The organism is Streptomyces typhae (assembly GCF_009755605.1).
Classification (GTDB): domain Bacteria; phylum Actinomycetota; class Actinomycetes; order Streptomycetales; family Streptomycetaceae; genus Streptomyces; species Streptomyces typhae.
This window is the reverse complement of sequence record NZ_WPNZ01000017.1, coordinates 33,152-51,207: the sequence shown is the minus strand read 5'-3', so window position 1 is coordinate 51,207 and position 18,056 is coordinate 33,152. Positions and strand designations below refer to the sequence as shown.

Genomic DNA, 18,056 nt, shown 5'->3' with positions numbered 1-18,056 from the left:
CGCACCGCGCTGCGGGCATGCGTGTGGCGCGGCACCGATGAGTCCGCCGCCGCACACGGCGGAGGGTATCGGTGCCGCGCCACGCGCGGCCCCGGGGCCGGGCGGCGGGCGCCCGCGCGCCCCCTGACCGGGCGCGCGGGCGTCCGCCGGCTGCGGCTGCTGCGGCTACCAGGTGACCAGAAGCTTCTCGACGCCGTACACCAGGCTCTCCTGACGGAAGTTCAGGTCGTCGAAGTCGCCCGCGAGGCGCAGGTTCGGGTAGCGGTCGAAGAGGGCGGGGATGGCGATCTCGACCTCGCGGCGGGCCAGGGAGGCGCCGGCGCACAGGTGGGTGCCGAAGCCGAAGGCGACGTGCCGGTTCTCGCCGCGGTCCAGGTCGAAGCGCTCGGGGTCGGGGAAGGCGTTGCCGTCGTGGTTGGCGGAGGGGATGGCGAGGACCGCCAGGTCGCCGACGGACATCCTGGTGCCGGAGAACTCCATGTCCTGGTCCACCACGCGCAGGATGTTGTCCTGGGAGACCGACCAGAAGCGCAGCGACTCCTCGACGAAGGCGGTGATGCGCTCGGGCTCCGCGGCCAGCTTCAGCCGGACGTCGGGGTTGGTCATCAGGGTGAGGGAGCTGAGTGTGATCTGGCTGGTGGTGGTCTCGAAGCCGGAGACGAGGATGAAGCGGACCATCGGCAGGAGGTCCTTGCGGTCCAGCTCGCCGGTGAGCACCCGCTCGTGGAGCAGACGGCTGATCAGGTCGTCCTTGGGGTCGTGCTCCTTCTCCTCGATGAGCTTGTTGAGGTAGTCGTTCATGTCGTTGAAGGCGGCCCAGGACTTGCTGGGGTCGTCCAGGCTCAGGCAGTCGCGGCTCTGCTGGGCGAAGAGACGATAGTCCTGCGGCGGCACCCCGAGCAGCTGGGCGATCACCTGGGTGGGCAGGGCGAGGCAGAACTCGGAGTACAGGTCCAGGGGGCGCGGCAGCGTCTCCAGGCGGTCCAGGAGCTGCTCGACCAGGGCCTCGATCCGCGGCCGCCACTCCTTGATGCGCTTGGCGGTGAACTCCGTCATCATCATGTGCCGCAGCCGGCCGTGCTCGGGCTCGTCCTTGCGCCAGAAGGAGTTCAGGTCGTGGCCGGGCGGCAGTTCGGTGCGCTTGCGGTTCATCTTGTCGTCGTCGGAGCTGAACCGCGGGTCGTTCATGGCCTGGCGGACGTCGGCGTAGCTGGTGAGCAGCCAGGCCCAGCCGCCGTCGGGCATGTCCACCTTGACCGGGCCCTGCTCGCGCAGCTCGGCGTACTGGGCGGGCGGGGCCATGGGGCACTGGCGGGCCATCGGATAGGCGGGGTTCGCCATGATCACACGTCCTCGATACGTAGCAGGTCCTGGGGTGAGCCGACCCTACGAAGCGCCTCTGACGCACGGCTGACTTGTGACTCAGGGATGGCATGGGCGCCCGCGCCCCCCGCCCCGGACCGGGGGCCCGGCGGGTTCGGGGAGCGTGATGCGGCGGCCCGGGAGGGGAGCTTGATGTGCCGTCGAGTGCCTCTTGAGTCACCTCTGTCACATTGAGTCGTGGTGTGCCGTCCGGGGCCCGGCTGGTGCGAGGCGAGTGCGGACGCGGACGGCTCCCCCCTTTCCGTCAGCCCCTCTTTCCGTCAGCCCCTCGTCCCTTCGCGTCAGCCCCTCTTCCCGTCAGCCCCTTTCCGGCATCCCTCTTTCCGTCATCGGCACCGGCCCGGACGCAGTGACCCGAGCGCGGCGGCCGGAACCATCGAAGCGACCAAGGAGTACGCGTGAGTGACCTGACCGAACTGGCCGGCCGGTACATCTCCATCTGGAACGAGCCGGACGAGACCGAGCGAGCCGCGGCGATCGCCGACCTGTACACCACCGACGCCACCTACACCGACCCGCTCGCCGACGTGAGCGGCCACGACGGCATCGCCGCCGTCATCACCGGCGCCCGCCAGCAGTTCACCGGCTTCGAATTCAAGATCCTCGGCGACGTCGACGCCAACCACCACATCGCCCGCTTCCAGTGGGAACTCGTCCCCGCCGCCGGCGGCGAGAACATCGTCATCGGCTTCGACGTCATCGCCACCGACGGCGCCGGAAAGCTCAAGACCGTCTCCGGCTTCCTCGACAAGGTCCCCGCCGGCGCCTGACGCTCCTCTCCGCCCGCGGGTGCCACACCCGGCGGGCGGGCTCCACCGGGCGGATCCCCGCACCTGGGGGTCTGCCCGCTGGTGTACCCGGCGCCGTGCGGGCTGCCGCCCGCCGGTGCCCCGGCACACCGCCGCGGCCGGCGCGCCGCTCCCCCGGCGCGCCGGCCCGCTCCCTCCTGCCCGCTCCTCATCCACCTCTGGTAGGTCACCATGCCCTTTGTCACGGCCAAGGACGGCACCCGGCTCCACTACGAGGACTGGGGTGAGGGCAGGCCCGTGGTCCTGCTCTGTTCGGCCACCATGAACGCGCGCATGTGGGAGTTCCAGGCCCCCTATCTGGCCGGGCGGGGGCTGCGCTGCGTCCTGCCCGACCGGCGCGGCTTCGGCCGCTCGGAGCGGCCCTGGAACGGCTACGACTACGACACCCTGGCCGACGACCTGGCCGCCCTCCTGGAGCAGTTGGAGCTGACGGAGGCCACCCTGGTCGGCTATGCGATCGGCGGCGGCGAGGCGGTGCGCTATCTGGCCCGGCACGGCTCGGCGCGCGTGGCCCGCCTGGCCCTGGTGTGCGCCACCACGCCCTTCCTGCTGCGCGGCCCCGACAACCCCGAGGGCCTTGACGAGTCCGTCCTCGAGCAGGTGCTCGGTGCGATGAGCACCGACCGCGCCGGGTGCGCGGCGCAGATCGCCGGGCCCTTCTTCGGCGGCCCCGACGCCACCGTGGACTCCCTCGAGCTCTCGCCGGAGCTGGTGAACTGGCTCATCCAGCTGGCCCTGGACGGCTCCCCGCGCGCCTCGATGGAGATCACCCGCACCCTGTTCACCGAGGATCTGCGCGCCGATGTGCGCGGCGTGGACGTGCCGACGCTGATCGTCCACGGCGACAACGACCTCAGCGCGCCCCTGGAGTTGTGCGCCCGCCGCACCGCGGACCTGATCCCGCACAGCAGCCTGGAGGTGTACGAGGGGGCCGCGCACGGCCTGTTCGCCACCCACCGGGAGCGGCTCAACGCCCGGCTCCTTCAGTTCGCCCGCGGCCGCTGAGCCCCCGCAGCGCACCTGCCGCACCGGTACGACGCCGCGCCCGCACTCCCGTTGCTCGGGGGGTGCGGGCGCGGCGTCGTGTCCGGGCGGGGCCTGCGGCGGCGGTGGCTGCACGGCGGGGTCAGTCGATGCCGCGGACGATGTGCGGCTCGGCCGCCACGGCTGCCTCGTCGTCGGCTCCGGCGAGCCGCAGCGGCGGGGCCGTGGGCGGGATGTGGTGGAACACCCTGCTGTACTCCTGCGTGTCGTCGTGCACCGGGTCCTCCCGTCACCGAGGTCCGCCGGGAGCGGGCCCAAGGGGTTCGATCGGACCACCGTGCCCGAGCGGGCTCCAGATCCGGTCGAGACCGCCTTGAGGACGGCTGGGGAAACCGCCCGGGTGGCCGGTGGCGGGGCGTGCGGTGGGGAAGACTGGGCGGCACGCACACCGCCCTCCCCCAGTGGTAGAAGGGGGAGGGCGGGCGTGCGGGCGGGCCGCCCCTGTGGTGCCAGGAGCGGCCGGGCCCGATGAAGGCGGATGCCTGCCGTAGCGAGGATGTGCTGGAGGGGTGGTGCCAAGGGGACCGGGAGGGGCTCCCCGCGCCGACCGGATCGCGGTGGGGCGCGGGGAAGCCATTCCGAGACGGGCGGCCTGCGCGTGACGGGGGTCGGATCACCGGTGTTTCCGGCTTCCGTCCCGTCGCGTGGTGTTCCCGCCTGTCTCTGTCCCGTGCACGGTGGGTGATTCCTACTGTGCTGGCGGCGACCGGAGTCTTGATGGACTGCGGCTGGAGTGCGGGCCGTGCGCGGGCCCGTGCGGGCTCAGCCGGTGTGGTCGGAGGGGACCGGGGTGTGGAAGCCGCGCTGGTACCACAGCAGCGGCGGGGCGGTGGCGCTGTTGGTGCGGATCTCCAGCGGGGTGCCGAGCAGCAGGTCGTGGTCGCCCGCGCGGATCGTGTCCACGGCGCGGCAGCGCAGCAGCACCTTGGCGCCGGGCAGATACGGCAGGCCCGCCTGTCCGGGCCCCTGCGGTCCGGTGCCGTCCTGCCAGGCGGCGAAGTCGCCGTCGGCGAAGCGGTCCACGCCGCGGGCGGCGAAGCGCTGGGCGAGGTTGCGGTGGCGGGCGTCCAGGACGTTGATGACGAACTCGCGGGCCTGGGACATCGGGGTGTGGCAGCTGGAGGTCAGGGCGATGCCGACCATGACCAGGGGCGGTGAGAGGGAGACCGAGGAGACCGAGCTGGCGGTGAAGCCCCAGCGCCGGCCGGTGTCGTCGACGGTGGTGACCACGGAGACGGGGGCGGCAAGCAGCGCCATCGCGTCCTTGAACGCCTGGGCGTCGGCCACGGCGGGTGTCTGCTCCTGAACAGGGCTCATTTTCTGCGGTGCTCCTTCGTCGTGAGGGACCGGCGGGCTCGGCAAGGGCGGGCACTGGAGACGATGGCAAGGGCGGCTCAAGAGGTGCTCGAGAACGCCGAGAGCAGGCCCTGCACGGGGCGGCGGGTCGAGTGGGTGTCGAGTCGCGGGCGTCAGGATGGACGGTGTAGGCACAGTGCCGACCGGAACACGTAAGGAGCTGCACATGGCGGTCAAGGAGCCGGTCATGTCCGAGGGCGAGATCCTCGGCTGGCTCGCGGAAAGGCTGGGCACCCACGTGTCCGTGCCGGTAGCGCAGATCAGTCCCGACGTCCCGTACGCCGAGTACGGTCTTGACTCCGTCGCGGCCCTGGGCCTGTTCGGCGACATCGAGGAGAAGTTCGGGCTCGTCCTGGACCCGATCGTGGCCCTGGAGCACGAGACGCTGACGCAGATGGCCGCGTACGTGGCCGTGGAGCAGCCCGAGGCTGTCCACGGCTGAGCGTGTCACAGGCGGCGGGCGGGGCCGGACTGTTCAGTCCGGCCCCGCCCGCCGTCCGTGTGCCCGCGCGGGGGTGTCAGTCGCGGTCCACGGAGACGCCGGTGGTGCGGCCGCCCAGGATGAGGACGGCGGCCACCAGGGCGGCCATGGCGGCGGCGATGACACTGAACATGGTGCCGGGGCCGTGGTCCTCGAGGACGGGCAGGAGCACGAACGGCAGGGCCGCGGCGGAGAGTTTGGACAGGGAGTAGGCAAGTCCGGTGGCCGCGGCGCGGATCTCGGTGGGGTACTGCTCGGCCAGGTAGACGTGGCTGACGGTGGAGAAGACGTTGCTGACCAGGGTGTAGACGATGCCGAAGAACACGATGAGCGCGGCCGATCCGGCGTAGGCGAAGCCGAGGCCGGAGAGGGCCATGACGGCGGCCGACAGGGCGACGAGCTGTTTGCGTTCCATGCGGTCCATCACCGGCACCGACAGCAGGGAGCCCAGCGGGTAGCCCAGGAAGGACACGGCGGTGAAGCCCAGGCCGGTGACCACGTCGTAGCCCTTGGCGGCCAGGATCTGCGGGGCCAGGGCGCCGAAGCCGTAGTAGCCCACCACCGACAGGGTGGTGAACATCCACAGCATGGCGGTGCGGCGGCGGAAGCGGGCCTGGAAGACGACGCCGATGCCGGCGGGGCGGGCTGGCGGGGCGGCCTCGCGGGCCGGGGCCGGGTGGGCGGCGACGGTGTCCGGCCGGGGGCGGCCGGCCGCGGGCAGGGGGGCCTCCATGCGGGCCACGATCTCCTCCGCCTCCTGGTGGCGGCCGCGGGCGGCCAGCCAGCGCGGGGACTCGATGAGGTTGCGGCGCAGCACCCACACCACCGCCGAGCCGAGCGCGCCCAGCACGAACAGCCAGCGCCAGCCGTCGATGCCCAGCGGGGACAGCGGCACCAGCCACAGGGCGGCGAACCCGACCGCCGGCACCCCGCAGAAGGCCAGGGTGTAGGCCCAGGCGGTGTAGCGGCCGCGCTGTTTGGCGGGCAGCACGTCGGCGAGGTAGCAGTCCGACAGGGACTGTTCGGCGCCGATCCCCACGCCGGCGAAGAAGCGGGTGACGATCAGGAACACGGCGTTCGGGGAGAACGCGCCGAGCAGGGAGAAGCCCGAGTACAGGGCCAGGTTGATGAGGAAGGCGCGGCGCCTGCCGTAGCGGTCGGCGACCCGGCCAAGGAGCAGGGAGCCGAAGAACTGGCCGATGAAGGCGGAGGCCAGGACGAGTTTGAGGGTGGTGCCGTTGAAGGCGAAGTCCTCCTGCAGCACCGTGGAGATGGTGCCGGAGAGGTTGTTCTCGAAGGTGTCGAAGAGCAGGCCCACGCCGACGACGGCGGTGAGCCGGCGGTGCGTGGAGGTGACCGGCATCCGGTCGAGGCGGTCACCGATGGAGGGCGCCGCCGCGGCTGTGGCCTGCGGCGCCGTCTGAACGGCCATGGTGCTGGACTCTCCTTGTGGGCGGGGACGGCGGGGCGAGGGGCGGTGGGGGGTGGCGGAGAGCGGGGGGTTGGATGAACGGGAAGGGGGCTCTGCGTGCGCCTCCGCCCCGGCAAGGGGGGTGCCGGGGCGGAGGCCTGGGGCGCCGGCTCCCCCTCTTTTTTTCCTTCCGCACAGAAGGGCAGGGGGGCGGGCGGTCGTGGCGGCGGGGGCGGGTTTCAGGCCGCGGTGTCGAGTCCCTTGCCGGTACGGGTGGGCTCGCTGACGTCGTGCAGGAACGTGGCGACCTGGCGGTAGGACTCCCAGAAGCCGACCTCGAGGTAGGGGATGTTCCGCTCGGCGCAGTAGTCGCGGGTCAGCTCGCGGGCCCGGCCCAGGTTGCGCTTGGGCATCGCGGGGAACAGGTGGTGCTCGATCTGGTAGTTCAGGCCGCCGTAGAGGAAGTCGATCCACCAGTTGGGGCGGATGTTGCGGGAGGTCAGGACCTGCCGCTCCAGCCAGTCCAGGGACTCCTTCTCCCCGTCGCGGACCTCCATGCCCTTGTGGTTGGGGGCGAACATCAGGCCGAAGTAGACGCCCAGGGCGGCGTGCTGCACCAGGATGAACGCGATCGCCTGGAGCGGGGTGAGGAAGTAGAAGACGGCCCCGAGGTAGATCGCGGCGCGCAGCACGACCAGGCCGATCTCCATCAGCCGGTGCTTGGCGCCGGGCTTGGCGAGCTCCTTGACGGTGGTCTTCTCCATCTTGTAGCCCTCAAGGACCAGCAGGACGAAGAACAGCACCCGCTGGTGGCGGACGATGAAGCGCTGGACCCGGGTGCGGGCGGCGTACTGCTTGATGTCGAAGATCGCGGTACGGCGGCCGATGTCGGGGTCGAGACTGATGTGGTTGGGGTGGGAGTGGTGGCGGTTGTGGTGGTTGACCCACCAGGCGTAGCTGACGCCGCTGAAGAAGTTGGCGTGGAAGTAGGCCACGAAGGTGCCCACCCGCTTGTCGCGGAACATCGCCTTGTGGCCGACCTCGTGCCACATGTAGGCGCTCTGCACGCCGCACATGCCCAGCCACACCGCCACCGGCATCTGCCACCAGGAGGCGCCGATGAGGAAGAACGCGGTCAGTCCTGCGCCGATGAGGGCCAGGTTCAGGGCCAGGCGGCGGTAGTCGTAGCGGGTGTCGAGGTCAAGGAGACCTTCGGCCTTCACGCGCTTGAGGAGCTCGGCGAAGGTGGCGGAGGCGCCCTTGCTGCTCACCTCTCCCGTTGCGACCGCGAGTCCGGGATCGAGCGTGCGTACCGAGCCTGGTTTGGTCTCTTGGATGTTCGCAGACTGCATTGAGGGATCTCCTTGAGCAGGCGTATCGCGGCTTAAGGCACCGGATGAGAGCACACGTCAGCGTCGGTCAGGCGCCTGATGCGGCACTGATGGGGACGTGGACCGGCGCTGGAGTCCGCGTGGGGTCCCCCTGGTGCGGCCGCCGGGGCGCCGGCGCGGCGCGGGGGCGCTGCGGGGGCGGGCACCGGTGTGCGCAAGGGGGTTCGGGCCGGTGCGCGGGGGTCGCGGGCCCCGGCCCGCCGCGGGGGCGGGCCGGGGCCGGGCGGGGGGCGGCTGCGGTGCGCGTGTGCCGCGCCTCGAGCGGGCCTCCCCCCGCACTCGGGCTCACGCGGCGGCGGCCCGGCCCGCCAGGCGGGCGTCCAGGGCGCGCAGCACCGTGTCGGCGGCGCGGGCGGTCTCGGCGTCGTCGGGGGCGCCGATGATGCCCATCAGGGACTGCACCAGCTGCTGTTGCAGTGACTCCGTGGAATCGGGTGCGGGCGCCGCCTGCGGCCCGGACTCTGGGGCGGCCTCGGGGACGGTCTCGGGGGCGGGCGTGGTGTGGTCGGTCATGGTGGTTGCTGCTCCTTGAGGGGGCGTCAGAAGGCGTTGCAGGCGCGGAAGATGTGCGCGAAGGCCGCAAGGGACGCGGTGTCCCCCTGGAAGGCGACGTACTCGGGGATCGGGGCCTGGGGCGCCCACTTGTCCTTGTAGGCCAGCTGGGTCTGGGCGGGGTACAGGGCCTCGCCCTGGTCCCACAGGAAGTGCATCAGCCACTGGAAGGCCGGGCTGTGGCCGGGCAGTTCGTTTTCCTGGTCCAGGCCGGTGAAGGGGGTGAAGCCGAAGTGCAGCCAGGGGCAGCCCTCGGCGCGCAGGACCTCGATGACGTGGGAGTTGATGGCCTCCATCAGTCCCGGCGAGGACTCGGGGATGCGGCGGCTGAGGTCGTGCATCCAGCCCGCCCGCTCCCCGTACACCGGGGAGTAGGAGATGTAGCCCACCGGGCGGGAGCCGATGGTGCCCACGAACAGGCGCCGGTGCGCCTGGCCGGGGCCGCCGATCTCGCCGACGAGGAACTCCAGCGGGCGGGCCGCCTCGCCCTTGGAGCGCAGCCAGTTCGCGTCGATCTCCCTGATCGCCTCGGCGTGGTCCTGGGCCGGTACCTCGCTGACCTCGAGGCCGTTGCGGAAGGCGCGGGAGATCTTGTTGCGCATGCGCATGAACCGGCCGCCCTGCAGGGTGAAGCCGGGCAGGTGCACGACCCAGGAGGCGCCGAACTGGTTGACGGTGAAGCCCTGCCGGGCGTAGATCTCGGCGTCCGCGCGCTGCAGCTGGGCGCCCACCACGCCAAGGCCCCGGGAGCGGGCGTGGTCCAGGAAGCGCTCCAGGAGCGGGAGGTAGTCGCCCTGGGCGGCGAAGGGGCCGCCGAGCTGGACCAGGTACTGCCCGGCCTGGCGGTAGGCGATGACGCCGTCCAGGCCCGGCGCGGTGAAGGCCAGGGTGCCGCGGCTCATGGCGAGGAAGGCGCTGGGGTTCTCGGACCGGGTGTGGGTGCGGATGGCGTGCAGGACGGTGTCCGGGCCGGCCGCCGGGTTCGGGCCGGCCGCCGGGTTCGGGGCGGCCGCGGGGTTCGGGCCGGCCGCGGGGCCGGGTGCGGATGCGGGTGCGGGTGCCGGGGATGTGGTGGTCGGGGTGATCGGGGTGGCTGTCGGGGGCATGGGGCCCTCTTCCTTTGGGGAGCGGCTCGTCCGCCCGGGGCGGCGGCGCGCGGCGCGGTGCGCCACGGCGCGGCACGGTGCGGTGCGGTCTGGTGCGGCACCGTGCGGTGTGGCGTCGTGCGCTGTGGTGCGGTGTGGCGTGGTGCGTCCTGCCGCGGGTGCCGCGCGGGCCGGTGCGCCGCGTCGTGGCGCGGCGCCGGGCGGAAAGAGCCGGGAGTGTTCAACTCGGGTAGGGATCCTTTGCAGTAGAGCACTGCCGATATGGCCGCTGGAAGGGCCGCAGGTGCGGGCCGAGGGGGATTTCAGTGGGCCGTCAGCGGCATATCAGGAGCGGACGCAGACTGGTTGTCGAAAACCGGGACGGAAACGGCGGCGCCTTTTCCTTGTCCCCGGTGCCAGGAGAGGTGCCCGGAGTGGCTTATCGGGGACCGGAGCCCGTTGCGGTCGGGTTCCATCGGGCGCAAGCCCACGCAGGTTCGAATCCTGCCCTCTCCGCTCGTGGTCCCGGCCAGGTAAGTCAGTCTGGAGAATGCCTCATGCCCCTCGCGGCGTCCCCGGCCCCCCGGCGGGCCCTGGTCGTGGTCAACCCCACGGCCGGCACCGCCCGCCCGCAGCTGCTCGCCGAGGTCGTCGAGCGCTGCCGCGCCCGTCTGGACTCGGTGACGGTGCACCGCACGACGCACCGGGGCTCGGCCACCGAAGCCGTCCGGGCCGCTCACACCCCCGGCGGCGGCCCGGCACCCGATCTGGTCGTCGCCGTCGGCGGGGACGGCACCGTACGCGAGGTGGTGCAGGGCCTGCTGGCCGTGCACCGCCGGCACTCCCCCGCCCCCGCCGACGCCCCGGGCGGCGCCTCCGGACCGGGCGGCGCCTCCGTGCCGGGGCCGGGGGCGCTGGCCGTGGTGCCCGCGGGCACCGGCAACTCCGACTACCGCATGCTGTGGGCCGACGCCCCCTGGGCCGCCTCCCTGGAGGCGGTCCTGACCGGCGACGGCAGCCGGGCGCGGCGGCGCCGCATCGATGTGGGCCTGCTGGCGGAGACCGGTGAACTGGTGCTGCTCGGCGCCTGTTCCGGGCTGATCGCCGAGGGCCTGATCACCGCCCGGGCCATCACGGTGCCCGGCCGCGAGCGCTATGCCCGCGCGCTGCCGGAGGCGGCCGCCGCGTTCACGCCCTATCCGGGGCGGGTCACGGTGGACGGCAGCGTGCTGCACGAGGGCGCCACCGTCCTTGCCAACGTGGGCGGCGGGCGCTACCGCGGCGGCCAGTATCTGATCCTGCCCCACTCCGAGCTGGACGACGGTCTGCTGGACGTGTGCGTCGTGGGCGCCGAGGTGGCCGCGGCCGACGTGCCGCACCTGGCGCGTGCGGGCCTGCTGCACGAGCGGCCGGGCGTGGTGCACGGCCGCGGCAGGCGCATCGTCGTGGAGCGCCTGGACGGGCGCCCGCTCCGCTTCGAGCACGACGGTGAACTGCAGCGGCTGTCCTTCACCAGCATGACGGTGCAGGTGCTGCCCGGCGTTCTTCCGGTGTGGGGCGCAGCGACGAAGGAAGTGACGCGTGTCCATACTCAAGGAGCTGTGCCGCTGGGCGGCCTGGCTGCGTCCTGAGGACATTCCCGGGCCGGTGCGGGCGCTGGCGAGCAGCCAGCTGCTGTCGCAGCTCGCCTCGATCAGGGCGGGGATGGCGCATCCGCTGGGCCGGCGCCTGATCGAGGGGTTCGGGCCGCCGCTGCAGGCCGACCCGCGGACCTCGGCGTGTGTGCTGTCGGGTCTGGGGTCCTGGCTGAACCTGGACGACACCGCCTATGCGGGGCATCTGTCGAACTCCACCGTGTCGGTGCCGCTGGCCTACGCCTACGCGCGGCGCCTGGACGGTCCCGCGCTGCTGACGGCCGTGATCGCCGCCAACGAGTGCGCGGCCCGGATCACGGCCGCCGCGACGCTGGGGCCGCTGCGCGGCCACAGCGCGGTGCACACCCATCTGGCCGGGGCGGTCAGCGGTCGCCTGCACTGCGAGGGCGCCGACGACGCGGTGTGGCGCAGCGCGGTGGGGCTGGCCTTCGCCATGCCCAACTGGCCGTTGATGCGGGCCTTCCTGGCCAGTGACGCGCGGTTGTTCAACACCTTCACGCCGGTGCGCACCGCGATGGACTCCTGTGACGCGGCGCGTGCGGGCCTGCACGGGGCCCCCGACATCCTGGAGCATCCCGACGGGTTCCTGGACCGGTTCGCCAGTGTGCCGCTGCCCGACGCGATCAACGCCTCCCTGGGGGAGCGCTGGCACACCGAGACGCTGTCGTTCAAGATGCACCCCGGCGGTCCGGGCGTGGACGCGGCCGTGGACTGCGCGGCGGCCCTGCACCGCGAGCTGGGCGCGTTCGGGCCCGAGGACGTCGAGGACATCGTCGTGGAGGCGTCGCTGTACACGCTGTTCGCGGGCAAGAAGGCGGCCTCCTACGTGGTGGGGCCCGGCTCGCCGCTGGGCGCGCTGGTCCTGCACACCCCTTATCCGGTGGCCACCGCCCTGCTGACCGGCGGGCTCACGGTCAACGACTTCGCCGCCCCGCTGCTCAACGACCGTGCCCGCTGGAGTGTCGCCGAGCGGGTGCGTCTGGTGCATGACCCGGAGCTGACCAAGGCGCTGTTCGCCTCCGACGCCCCGTTCGGGGAGGCGGTGCGCCAGGCCGGGAAGGCCGCGGGGCCCTGGCTGCGGGCCTTCGGCGGCGAGGAGGTCGCCGAGCTGGCCCGGGAGGCGGCCGCGCAGCCGGTCAGGCCGTCCTTCGCGGCGGCCGCCAAGGCCACCGGCGCCCGGGTCACCGTCACCCTGGCCGACGGGCGCACCGCCACCCGCAAGCGGATGATCCCGCTGGCCGCCGCCGGGCCGCACACCCGCGCCCACCACGCCGAGCTGATGCGGGAGAAGTTCCTGGAGTTCGGCGGCGGTGAGGACGTCGCGGACGCGGCGGTCAAGCTGGACTCGATGGACGCCGACGACCTCCAGGAGTGGATCAGGGCGGCGCTGCGGTAATCCGCGAGGCAGGTATCAGCGCACCGTCAGGCGGCGCTGCCAGCATCGAGTGCCGGTGGGCCATTGAGCGCGGCCAGAATTCAGACGTGGGAAAGGTCCTTTGATGCCTGAAAAGGAACTCCGCAGCTACAAGCTCTATATCGCGGGCAAGGACGTCGAAGGCGACGGCTGGGTGTACACCGTCAGCGCCCGGTCGCTGCTCGAGGACGTATTCACCAGCATCAGCCTCAAGCGGGAACTCGAGCAGAACCCCGACTCCGACGCCGCCGACCACCCCTATGTGGTGGGCCGGTGCGCGATCGCCAGCGACGCTTCGATCGATCTGGCCACGGAGGCCGCGGCGGCTGCCGCGTCCGCCTGGGCCGAGGTGCCGCTCGAGCGCAGGATGCGCCTGGGCACCATGTTCCGGGAGGAGTTGATCCGCCGGGAGGAGGAGTTCCTGGACATCCTCACCTCCGAGGCGCACCCGCTGCGCCTGGCCCGCTGGGAACTGAGCTGCATGAAGCAGATCTACAGCGAGGAAAGCCTGTACTGGTACCGGCAGCGGATGCACACCGAGTTCGAGCACGAGGGCCGGCGTCTGATCGTGCGCCGCCAGCCCGACGGCGTGGTGGCCTTCAACCCGCCGCAGAACGCCCCCGCCCCCAGCGCGGCCCTGTCCGTGCTGGCCCTGATGGCCGGCAACGCGGTCGTCATGCGCGCCCCGCGCTCCATCGCGCTGTCCACGATGTGGCTGATGCGCGATGTGGTGGGCCCGCTGCTCGACGAGATCGGCGCGCCTCCCGGGGTGCTGAACGCGGTGTGCTCCAACCCCAAGCAGACCCTGGACCGGTGGGTGGCCTCGCCGCTGGTCAACGACATCTTCTACATCGGCGGCAGCGAGGAGGGCCTGCGCTTCCAGGAGAAGTGCGTGGCCAACGGCAAGAAGCCGATCCTGGAGCTGGCGGGCAACGACACCATCGTCATCTGGAAGGGCGCGGACCTGACCCGGGCGGCGGAGGCGATCTGCGAGTCCTTCTACGGCTCCGGGCAGATCTGCATGGTGCCCAACTGCGTCCTGGTGCACCCCGACATCGCCGACGAGCTCATCGAGGCGGTCAAGGAGCGCATCAAGCTGGTGCGGCCGGGCTATCCCGAGGACGAGGACGTCCTGCTGTCCCCGGTGCGGCGCAGCGAGAAGTTCTTCGCGCTGCTCCAGCAGTCCCTGGACCGCGGCGGCGAGCTGATCTGCGGCGGCAACCGCACCGAGGTGGACGGCACGGTCTCGGAGACCGGGGTGTTCCTGCAGCCCACCGTGGTCCGCGTCAACGGCCTGCCCGGGGCGCGCACCCACGACATCGTGCGCAGCGAAACGTTCTTCCCGCTGCTGCCGATCGTGGTGCCCGAGCGCGGCGCGGACGACGACGCCCTGCTGAACTGCTTCATCGACTTCGTCAACTCCAACGAGTACGGGCTGCGCAACTCTTTGTGGGTGAAGTCCGCCCGGGTCATCAACGCCTTCGTGCAGCGCGTCGTCAACGGCGGCCTGCTGAAGATCAACGACTCGCACATCGGGTTCCTGCCCTATCTGCCCAGCCACGGCGGCACCGGCCTGACCGGCGGCGTCTACGGCGAGGCCAACTATCCGATCCTGAAGACCTCGCACATCCAGGGCGTGTCCATCGCCCACGACATCAGCCCGCACGAGGCCGTCTTCGGCCCCTGAGACGGGCACCCGTGCCACGCCCGGCTCCTTGCGCGGGCGCGGGCACTCCGCGCCCCCGGCCGCCGGCCGGGGCGCGGCCCCCCCACACATCTGGCGCGGGGCACCGGCTTGGAAGAACCCACAACGGAGGTGTTCCCGTGCGTTCCCTGGATTCGGCCCGCGCGGTCTGCGACCGCTACCACCCGGGGCTGCTCAAGGCGCTCGACGCCATCCCCTTCACCGAGCGGGAGGCCCTGGACAGCCCCGCGCTCGGCCTGTTCCGCAGCCACGGCGGGGTGGGGCTGCTGGTGCCCGCCGAGTTCGGCGGCTTCGGCGCCGACCCGGTGGAGGCGGTCAGGGTCCAGCGCGCGCTGGGCGCCGCGTCGCCGTCGGTGGCGGCGGGCGTGACGATGCACCACTTCACCGTCTCCATGCTCTACGCCCTCGCCCAGGGGCCCGGCCGGCTCGCCCCCGCCCAGCTGCAGCTGCTGCACCGGGCGGTGCCCGACCAGATCCTGATGGCCTCGGGCTGGGCGGAGGGCAGGAGCCAGCAGAACATCTTCACCCCCTCGGTGGCGGCCGAGCCGGTCGCGGGCGGCTACCGCCTCAACGGGGCGAAGAAGCCGTGCAGCCTGGCCCGCTCCATGCAGCTGCTCACCGCCAGCATCGCGGTGCCCGGCCCCGGCGGCAGCCCCGAGCTCGCCCTGGCCCTGGTGCCGGCCGACGCGCCGGGCCTGAGCGTGCACCCCTTCTGGGGCACCGATGTCCTGGCCGCCTCCGAGAGCGAGGAAGTGCGCCTGAGCGACGTGTTCGTCCCCGACGACATGGTCATCCGCACCACCGACGACGACCCGCACCGCGTGGACGACCTGCAGGCCGCCGGCGTCATCTGGTTCGAGATGCTCATCTCCGCCGGCTACACCGGGGCCGCGGCCGCCCTGGCCGAAGTGGTCCTCGGGCGCGAACGCGGCGGCGCCGCCGAGCGCGCCGCCGTCGTCGTCGCCGCCGAGAGCGCCTTCGCCCTCCTGGAGGGCTGCGCCCGCGCGGTGCGCGACGGCGACCTGGACAGCGAACAGGCCATGGCGCAGGTCCTGGTGGCCCGCTACGCCGCCCAGGACGCCCTGGCGCGGGCCAGCGAACTGAGCCTGGAACTGCTCGGCGGGGTGGACTTCATCCGCCACCGCGAGCACTCGATGCTGGCCGCCTCGGTCCGCCCCCTGGTCTTCCACCCGCCCGGCCGTGTCTCCACCGCCGAGGCCCTGGTCGGCTACTTCGCCGGCGGCCCCCTGGCCCTGTGAGGCGCCTGGGGCCCCGGCCCGCCCCTCCCCCGCCCGGGGCCACACCCCCGGGCCGGGCCCGGGCCCCCCGCGCCGTGTGTCCGTGCTTCAGCCCCCGTCCTTTTTTCAGGGAGTTATCCGTGACCGTGACCCAGGACATCAGGGTCGACACCGAGGAAGACATCCTCGGCCTCTACCGGGCCCACCTCAGCAAGGGCCGCGCCACTCTCGCCGAGCTGTTCGGCAGCCACATGGAGGTGTCCTCCGCCGGGAACTGGGTGACCACCAGCGACGGCGAACGCTTCCTGAACGCCGGCGGCTACGGCGTGTTCATCATGGGCGCCCGCCACCCCATCGTGATGGAACACGTGGAGCGGCAGCTGCGCACCCACCCCGCGGCCACCCGCATCCTGCTCGAGCCGACCGTGGCCCGCGCCGCCGAGGCGCTGGTGTCGGTGATGCCGCCGGGCCTGGACCGCGTGCACTTCGCCCTCTCGGGCGCCGAGGCGGTGGAGACCGGCCTGAAGCTGGCCCGCGCGAACGGCTTCAAGCGCACCGTGTCGATGCGCGGCGGCTACCACGGCAAGACGCTGGGCGCCCTGTCGGCCACCGCCAAGGACGTCTACCAAAAGCCGTTCCGGCCGCTGATCCCCGACGTGACGCACCTGCCCTTCGGGGACGCCGACGCCCTGGAGGAGGAGCTGCGCGCCCACCCCGGCGAGGTCTGCGTCATCCTGGAGCCGGTCCAGGGCGAGGGCGGCGTGATCATCCCGCCCAGGGGCTACCTCAAGCGCGTCGAGGAACTGGTGCGCGCCTACGAGGGCTTCCTCATCCTGGACGAGGTGCAGTCCGGCATGGGCCGCCTGGGCGAGTGGTGGGGCGCCGACATCGAGAACGTCGTCCCCGACGTCCTGCTCGCCGGCAAGGCGCTGGGCGGCGGGGTGCTGCCGGTCTCCGCGGCCGTGGCCACCCGCAAGGCCTTCCGCCCCTTCGACAAGGACCCCTACGTCCACACCGCGACGTTCTCCGGCCAGCCCCTGCTGATGGCCGCCGTCCAGGGCGCGGTGCAGGCCATCCAGGAAGAGCGCCTGGTCACCCGCGCCATGGACCTGGGCGCCCGCCTCCTGCCGAAGATCGCCGAGATCGCCCGGCGCAACATCGGCGACCTGGTCGTCGACGTCCGCGGCCGCGGCCTGCTCATCGGCGTGGAGCTGACCGAGGCAGGCCTGGCCGGGGAGCTCCTCATCGAACTGTTCAACCACGGCGTCGTCGCCAACCACTCGATGAACGGCAACTCGGTGGTGCGCTTCACCCCGCCCGCCACCCTCACCGAACTCGACGAGCAGTTCCTCCTCGACTCCTTTGACAAAGCAACCCTCGACCTGGTCGCAGGCTCGGCCCGGATGCCGGAAGGCGGTAGCAACTGATGCGCCACGTGGAACTGGACGCCGTAGTGCCCGGCGAGAGCGCGAAGACGGTCTTCACCGCCCTCGCCCGCTTCGACCGCTTCCCCGAACTGGCCCCGCACGTGCAGGCCACCACCGTGCACGCCGCGCTGCCCGAGACCCGGGGCAGCTCCAGCTGGGAGCTGCACTTCCGCTCCGGCCTGCTGCGCTGGACGGAGACCGACCTCTTCGACACCACCGCGCTGACCATCGGCATCGAGCAGGAGGACGGCGACTTCGACTCCTTCGCCGGCACCTGGTCCTTCACCCAGGACGGCGAGAACGTCGCCGTGCACTTCGAGGCCGACTTCGACTTCGGCATCCCCAGCCTGGAGGGCATCCTCGACCCGATCGCCGAGCGCGTCATCAAGGAGACCGTGGCCTGGGCCGTCACCGGCCTGTTCGAGCGCACCGAACTGCGCACCGAGGTCCAGCTGGGCACCCCCGCCGACGCCGTCGGCGTGTGAGGCAAGAGAGCGAGCGAGCGTCATGGACCAGGCAAACCCCTTCGAGACCCCCAAGACCTTCGCCGTGCACCGCGCCGAGTACCTGGTCGGCTTCGCGGTGTCCACCGTTTTGATCATCGCCCACTTCGGGGAGATCAACTGGTGGGTGTGGATCGGTCTGTTCCTCTACATCGACCTGATCGGCTACATCCCGGGCGCCATCGCCTTCAAACGCAGCGGCGGCCGCCCCATCCCCAAGGCCTACTACGTCCTGTACAACGTGATGCACAGCCTGATCACCCAGGCCGCGGTCGTGGGAGCGTGGTGCTGGGCGTTCGGCCCGGAGTGGGCGCTGCTGGCCATCCCCTGGCATCTGAGCGGGGACCGGGGCCTGTTCGGCAACTTCATGAAGTCCTTCGCCCTGCCGTACGAGCCGGTGCGCCAGAAGGGCTACCTGCGCCTGCTGGACGATCTGCGCCTGGCCCACCCCAAGCCGGTCGGGCACGTCATGGACCCCGAGCCGGTCGGCCACCTGCCGGCCGTGCCCGCCCAGAACCCGGCCCGCCCCGCCGCCGTCCCGGCCGCCGCCGCGGCGGGCGGGGAGCGGCCGGTGTCCACCGCGGCCCGCTGACCCCCTCCTG

General features: G+C 72.2%; 17 protein-coding genes and 1 tRNA gene. 11 read left to right on the top strand and 7 right to left on the bottom strand.

What is annotated here, in order from left to right; genetic code table 11:
- Nucleotides 1–165: 165 nt before the first annotated feature.
- Nucleotides 166–1,341, bottom strand: coding sequence for a cytochrome P450 (locus GPA10_RS27750; protein ID WP_058846760.1), 1,176 nt, complete (start codon nt 1,339–1,341; stop codon nt 166–168).
- Nucleotides 1,342–1,781: 440 nt separating this feature from the next.
- On the opposite strand from GPA10_RS27750, the gene GPA10_RS27745 reads away from it, so the two are divergent.
- Nucleotides 1,782–2,153, top strand: coding sequence for a nuclear transport factor 2 family protein (locus GPA10_RS27745; RefSeq protein ID WP_343041391.1), 372 nt, complete (start codon nt 1,782–1,784; stop codon nt 2,151–2,153).
- Between the two features lie 210 nt (nt 2,154–2,363).
- Nucleotides 2,364–3,197 (top strand): alpha/beta fold hydrolase, encoded by an 834-nt coding sequence (locus GPA10_RS27740; protein ID WP_157167882.1) that lies wholly within the window; start codon nt 2,364–2,366, stop codon nt 3,195–3,197.
- Nucleotides 3,198–3,318: 121 nt separating this feature from the next.
- On the opposite strand, the gene GPA10_RS43470 is transcribed toward GPA10_RS27740, so the two are convergent.
- Both GPA10_RS43470 and GPA10_RS27735 read right to left on the bottom strand, forming a co-directional pair.
- Nucleotides 3,319–3,453, bottom strand: coding sequence for a hypothetical protein (locus tag GPA10_RS43470; protein WP_277819643.1), 135 nt, complete (start codon nt 3,451–3,453; stop codon nt 3,319–3,321).
- 545 nt (nt 3,454–3,998) lie between these two features.
- A complete protein-coding gene (locus GPA10_RS27735) occupies nt 3,999–4,553 on the bottom strand; it encodes a flavin reductase family protein (protein WP_157167881.1) in 555 nt (184 codons plus the stop codon).
- Between the two features lie 205 nt (nt 4,554–4,758).
- Here GPA10_RS27735 and GPA10_RS27730 point away from each other — a divergent pair, with 205 nt between their 5' ends.
- Nucleotides 4,759–5,034 (top strand): acyl carrier protein, encoded by a 276-nt coding sequence (locus GPA10_RS27730; RefSeq protein ID WP_058846614.1) that lies wholly within the window; start codon nt 4,759–4,761, stop codon nt 5,032–5,034.
- Nucleotides 5,035–5,110: 76 nt separating this feature from the next.
- Here GPA10_RS27730 and GPA10_RS27725 read toward each other — a convergent pair whose 3' ends face one another.
- The 4 genes from GPA10_RS27725 to GPA10_RS27710 all read right to left on the bottom strand — a co-directional run bounded on the left by GPA10_RS27725 (nt 5,111) and on the right by GPA10_RS27710 (nt 9,533).
- Complete coding sequence (locus GPA10_RS27725; protein ID WP_058846613.1) at nt 5,111–6,505, bottom strand: MFS transporter; 1,395 nt, start codon at nt 6,503–6,505, stop codon at nt 5,111–5,113.
- 218 nt (nt 6,506–6,723) lie between these two features.
- Nucleotides 6,724–7,836, bottom strand: a complete 1,113-nt coding sequence (locus tag GPA10_RS27720) for a fatty acid desaturase family protein (protein ID WP_058846612.1) — start codon at nt 7,834–7,836, stop codon at nt 6,724–6,726.
- A gap of 324 nt (nt 7,837–8,160) precedes the next feature.
- The gene (locus tag GPA10_RS27715) at nt 8,161–8,388 is read right to left on the bottom strand and encodes a hypothetical protein (RefSeq protein WP_157167880.1); all 228 of its coding nucleotides are present in this window, start codon (nt 8,386–8,388) and stop codon (nt 8,161–8,163) included.
- Between the two features lie 26 nt (nt 8,389–8,414).
- Nucleotides 8,415–9,533 (bottom strand): DUF2156 domain-containing protein, encoded by a 1,119-nt coding sequence (locus tag GPA10_RS27710; RefSeq protein WP_157167879.1) that lies wholly within the window; start codon nt 9,531–9,533, stop codon nt 8,415–8,417.
- A 398-nt stretch (nt 9,534–9,931) separates the two neighbouring features.
- Here GPA10_RS27710 and GPA10_RS27705 point away from each other — a divergent pair.
- The 8 genes from GPA10_RS27705 to GPA10_RS27670 all read left to right on the top strand — a co-directional run bounded on the left by GPA10_RS27705 (nt 9,932) and on the right by GPA10_RS27670 (nt 18,046).
- A tRNA-Arg gene (locus GPA10_RS27705) sits at nt 9,932–10,028 on the top strand.
- 41 nt (nt 10,029–10,069) lie between these two features.
- Nucleotides 10,070–11,143 carry a diacylglycerol/lipid kinase family protein gene (locus GPA10_RS27700; protein ID WP_157167878.1) on the top strand — a complete coding sequence of 358 codons (1,074 nt, stop codon included), beginning with the start codon at nt 10,070–10,072 and terminating at the stop codon, nt 11,141–11,143.
- On the top strand, nt 11,094–12,563 hold the full coding sequence (locus tag GPA10_RS27695) for an MmgE/PrpD family protein (RefSeq protein ID WP_058846609.1): 1,470 nt from the start codon (nt 11,094–11,096) through the stop codon (nt 12,561–12,563). Before GPA10_RS27700 ends, GPA10_RS27695 begins: the two co-directional genes overlap by 50 nt.
- Before the next feature lie 103 nt (nt 12,564–12,666).
- On the top strand, nt 12,667–14,268 hold the full coding sequence (locus tag GPA10_RS27690) for an aldehyde dehydrogenase family protein (RefSeq protein WP_058846608.1): 1,602 nt from the start codon (nt 12,667–12,669) through the stop codon (nt 14,266–14,268).
- Between the two features lie 137 nt (nt 14,269–14,405).
- Entirely contained in the window at nt 14,406–15,545 is a 1,140-nt protein-coding gene (locus GPA10_RS27685; protein ID WP_058846607.1) for an acyl-CoA dehydrogenase family protein, read from the top strand.
- A gap of 119 nt (nt 15,546–15,664) precedes the next feature.
- On the top strand, nt 15,665–16,951 hold the full coding sequence (locus GPA10_RS27680; protein WP_343041390.1) for an aspartate aminotransferase family protein: 1,287 nt from the start codon (nt 15,665–15,667) through the stop codon (nt 16,949–16,951).
- On the top strand, nt 16,951–17,436 hold the full coding sequence (locus tag GPA10_RS27675; RefSeq protein WP_058846605.1) for a type II toxin-antitoxin system RatA family toxin: 486 nt from the start codon (nt 16,951–16,953) through the stop codon (nt 17,434–17,436). Before GPA10_RS27680 ends, GPA10_RS27675 begins: the two co-directional genes overlap by 1 nt.
- Nucleotides 17,437–17,458: 22 nt before the next feature.
- Complete coding sequence (locus GPA10_RS27670; protein ID WP_058846604.1) at nt 17,459–18,046, top strand: hypothetical protein; 588 nt, start codon at nt 17,459–17,461, stop codon at nt 18,044–18,046.
- The last annotated feature ends 10 nt before the right edge of the window (nt 18,047–18,056 follow it).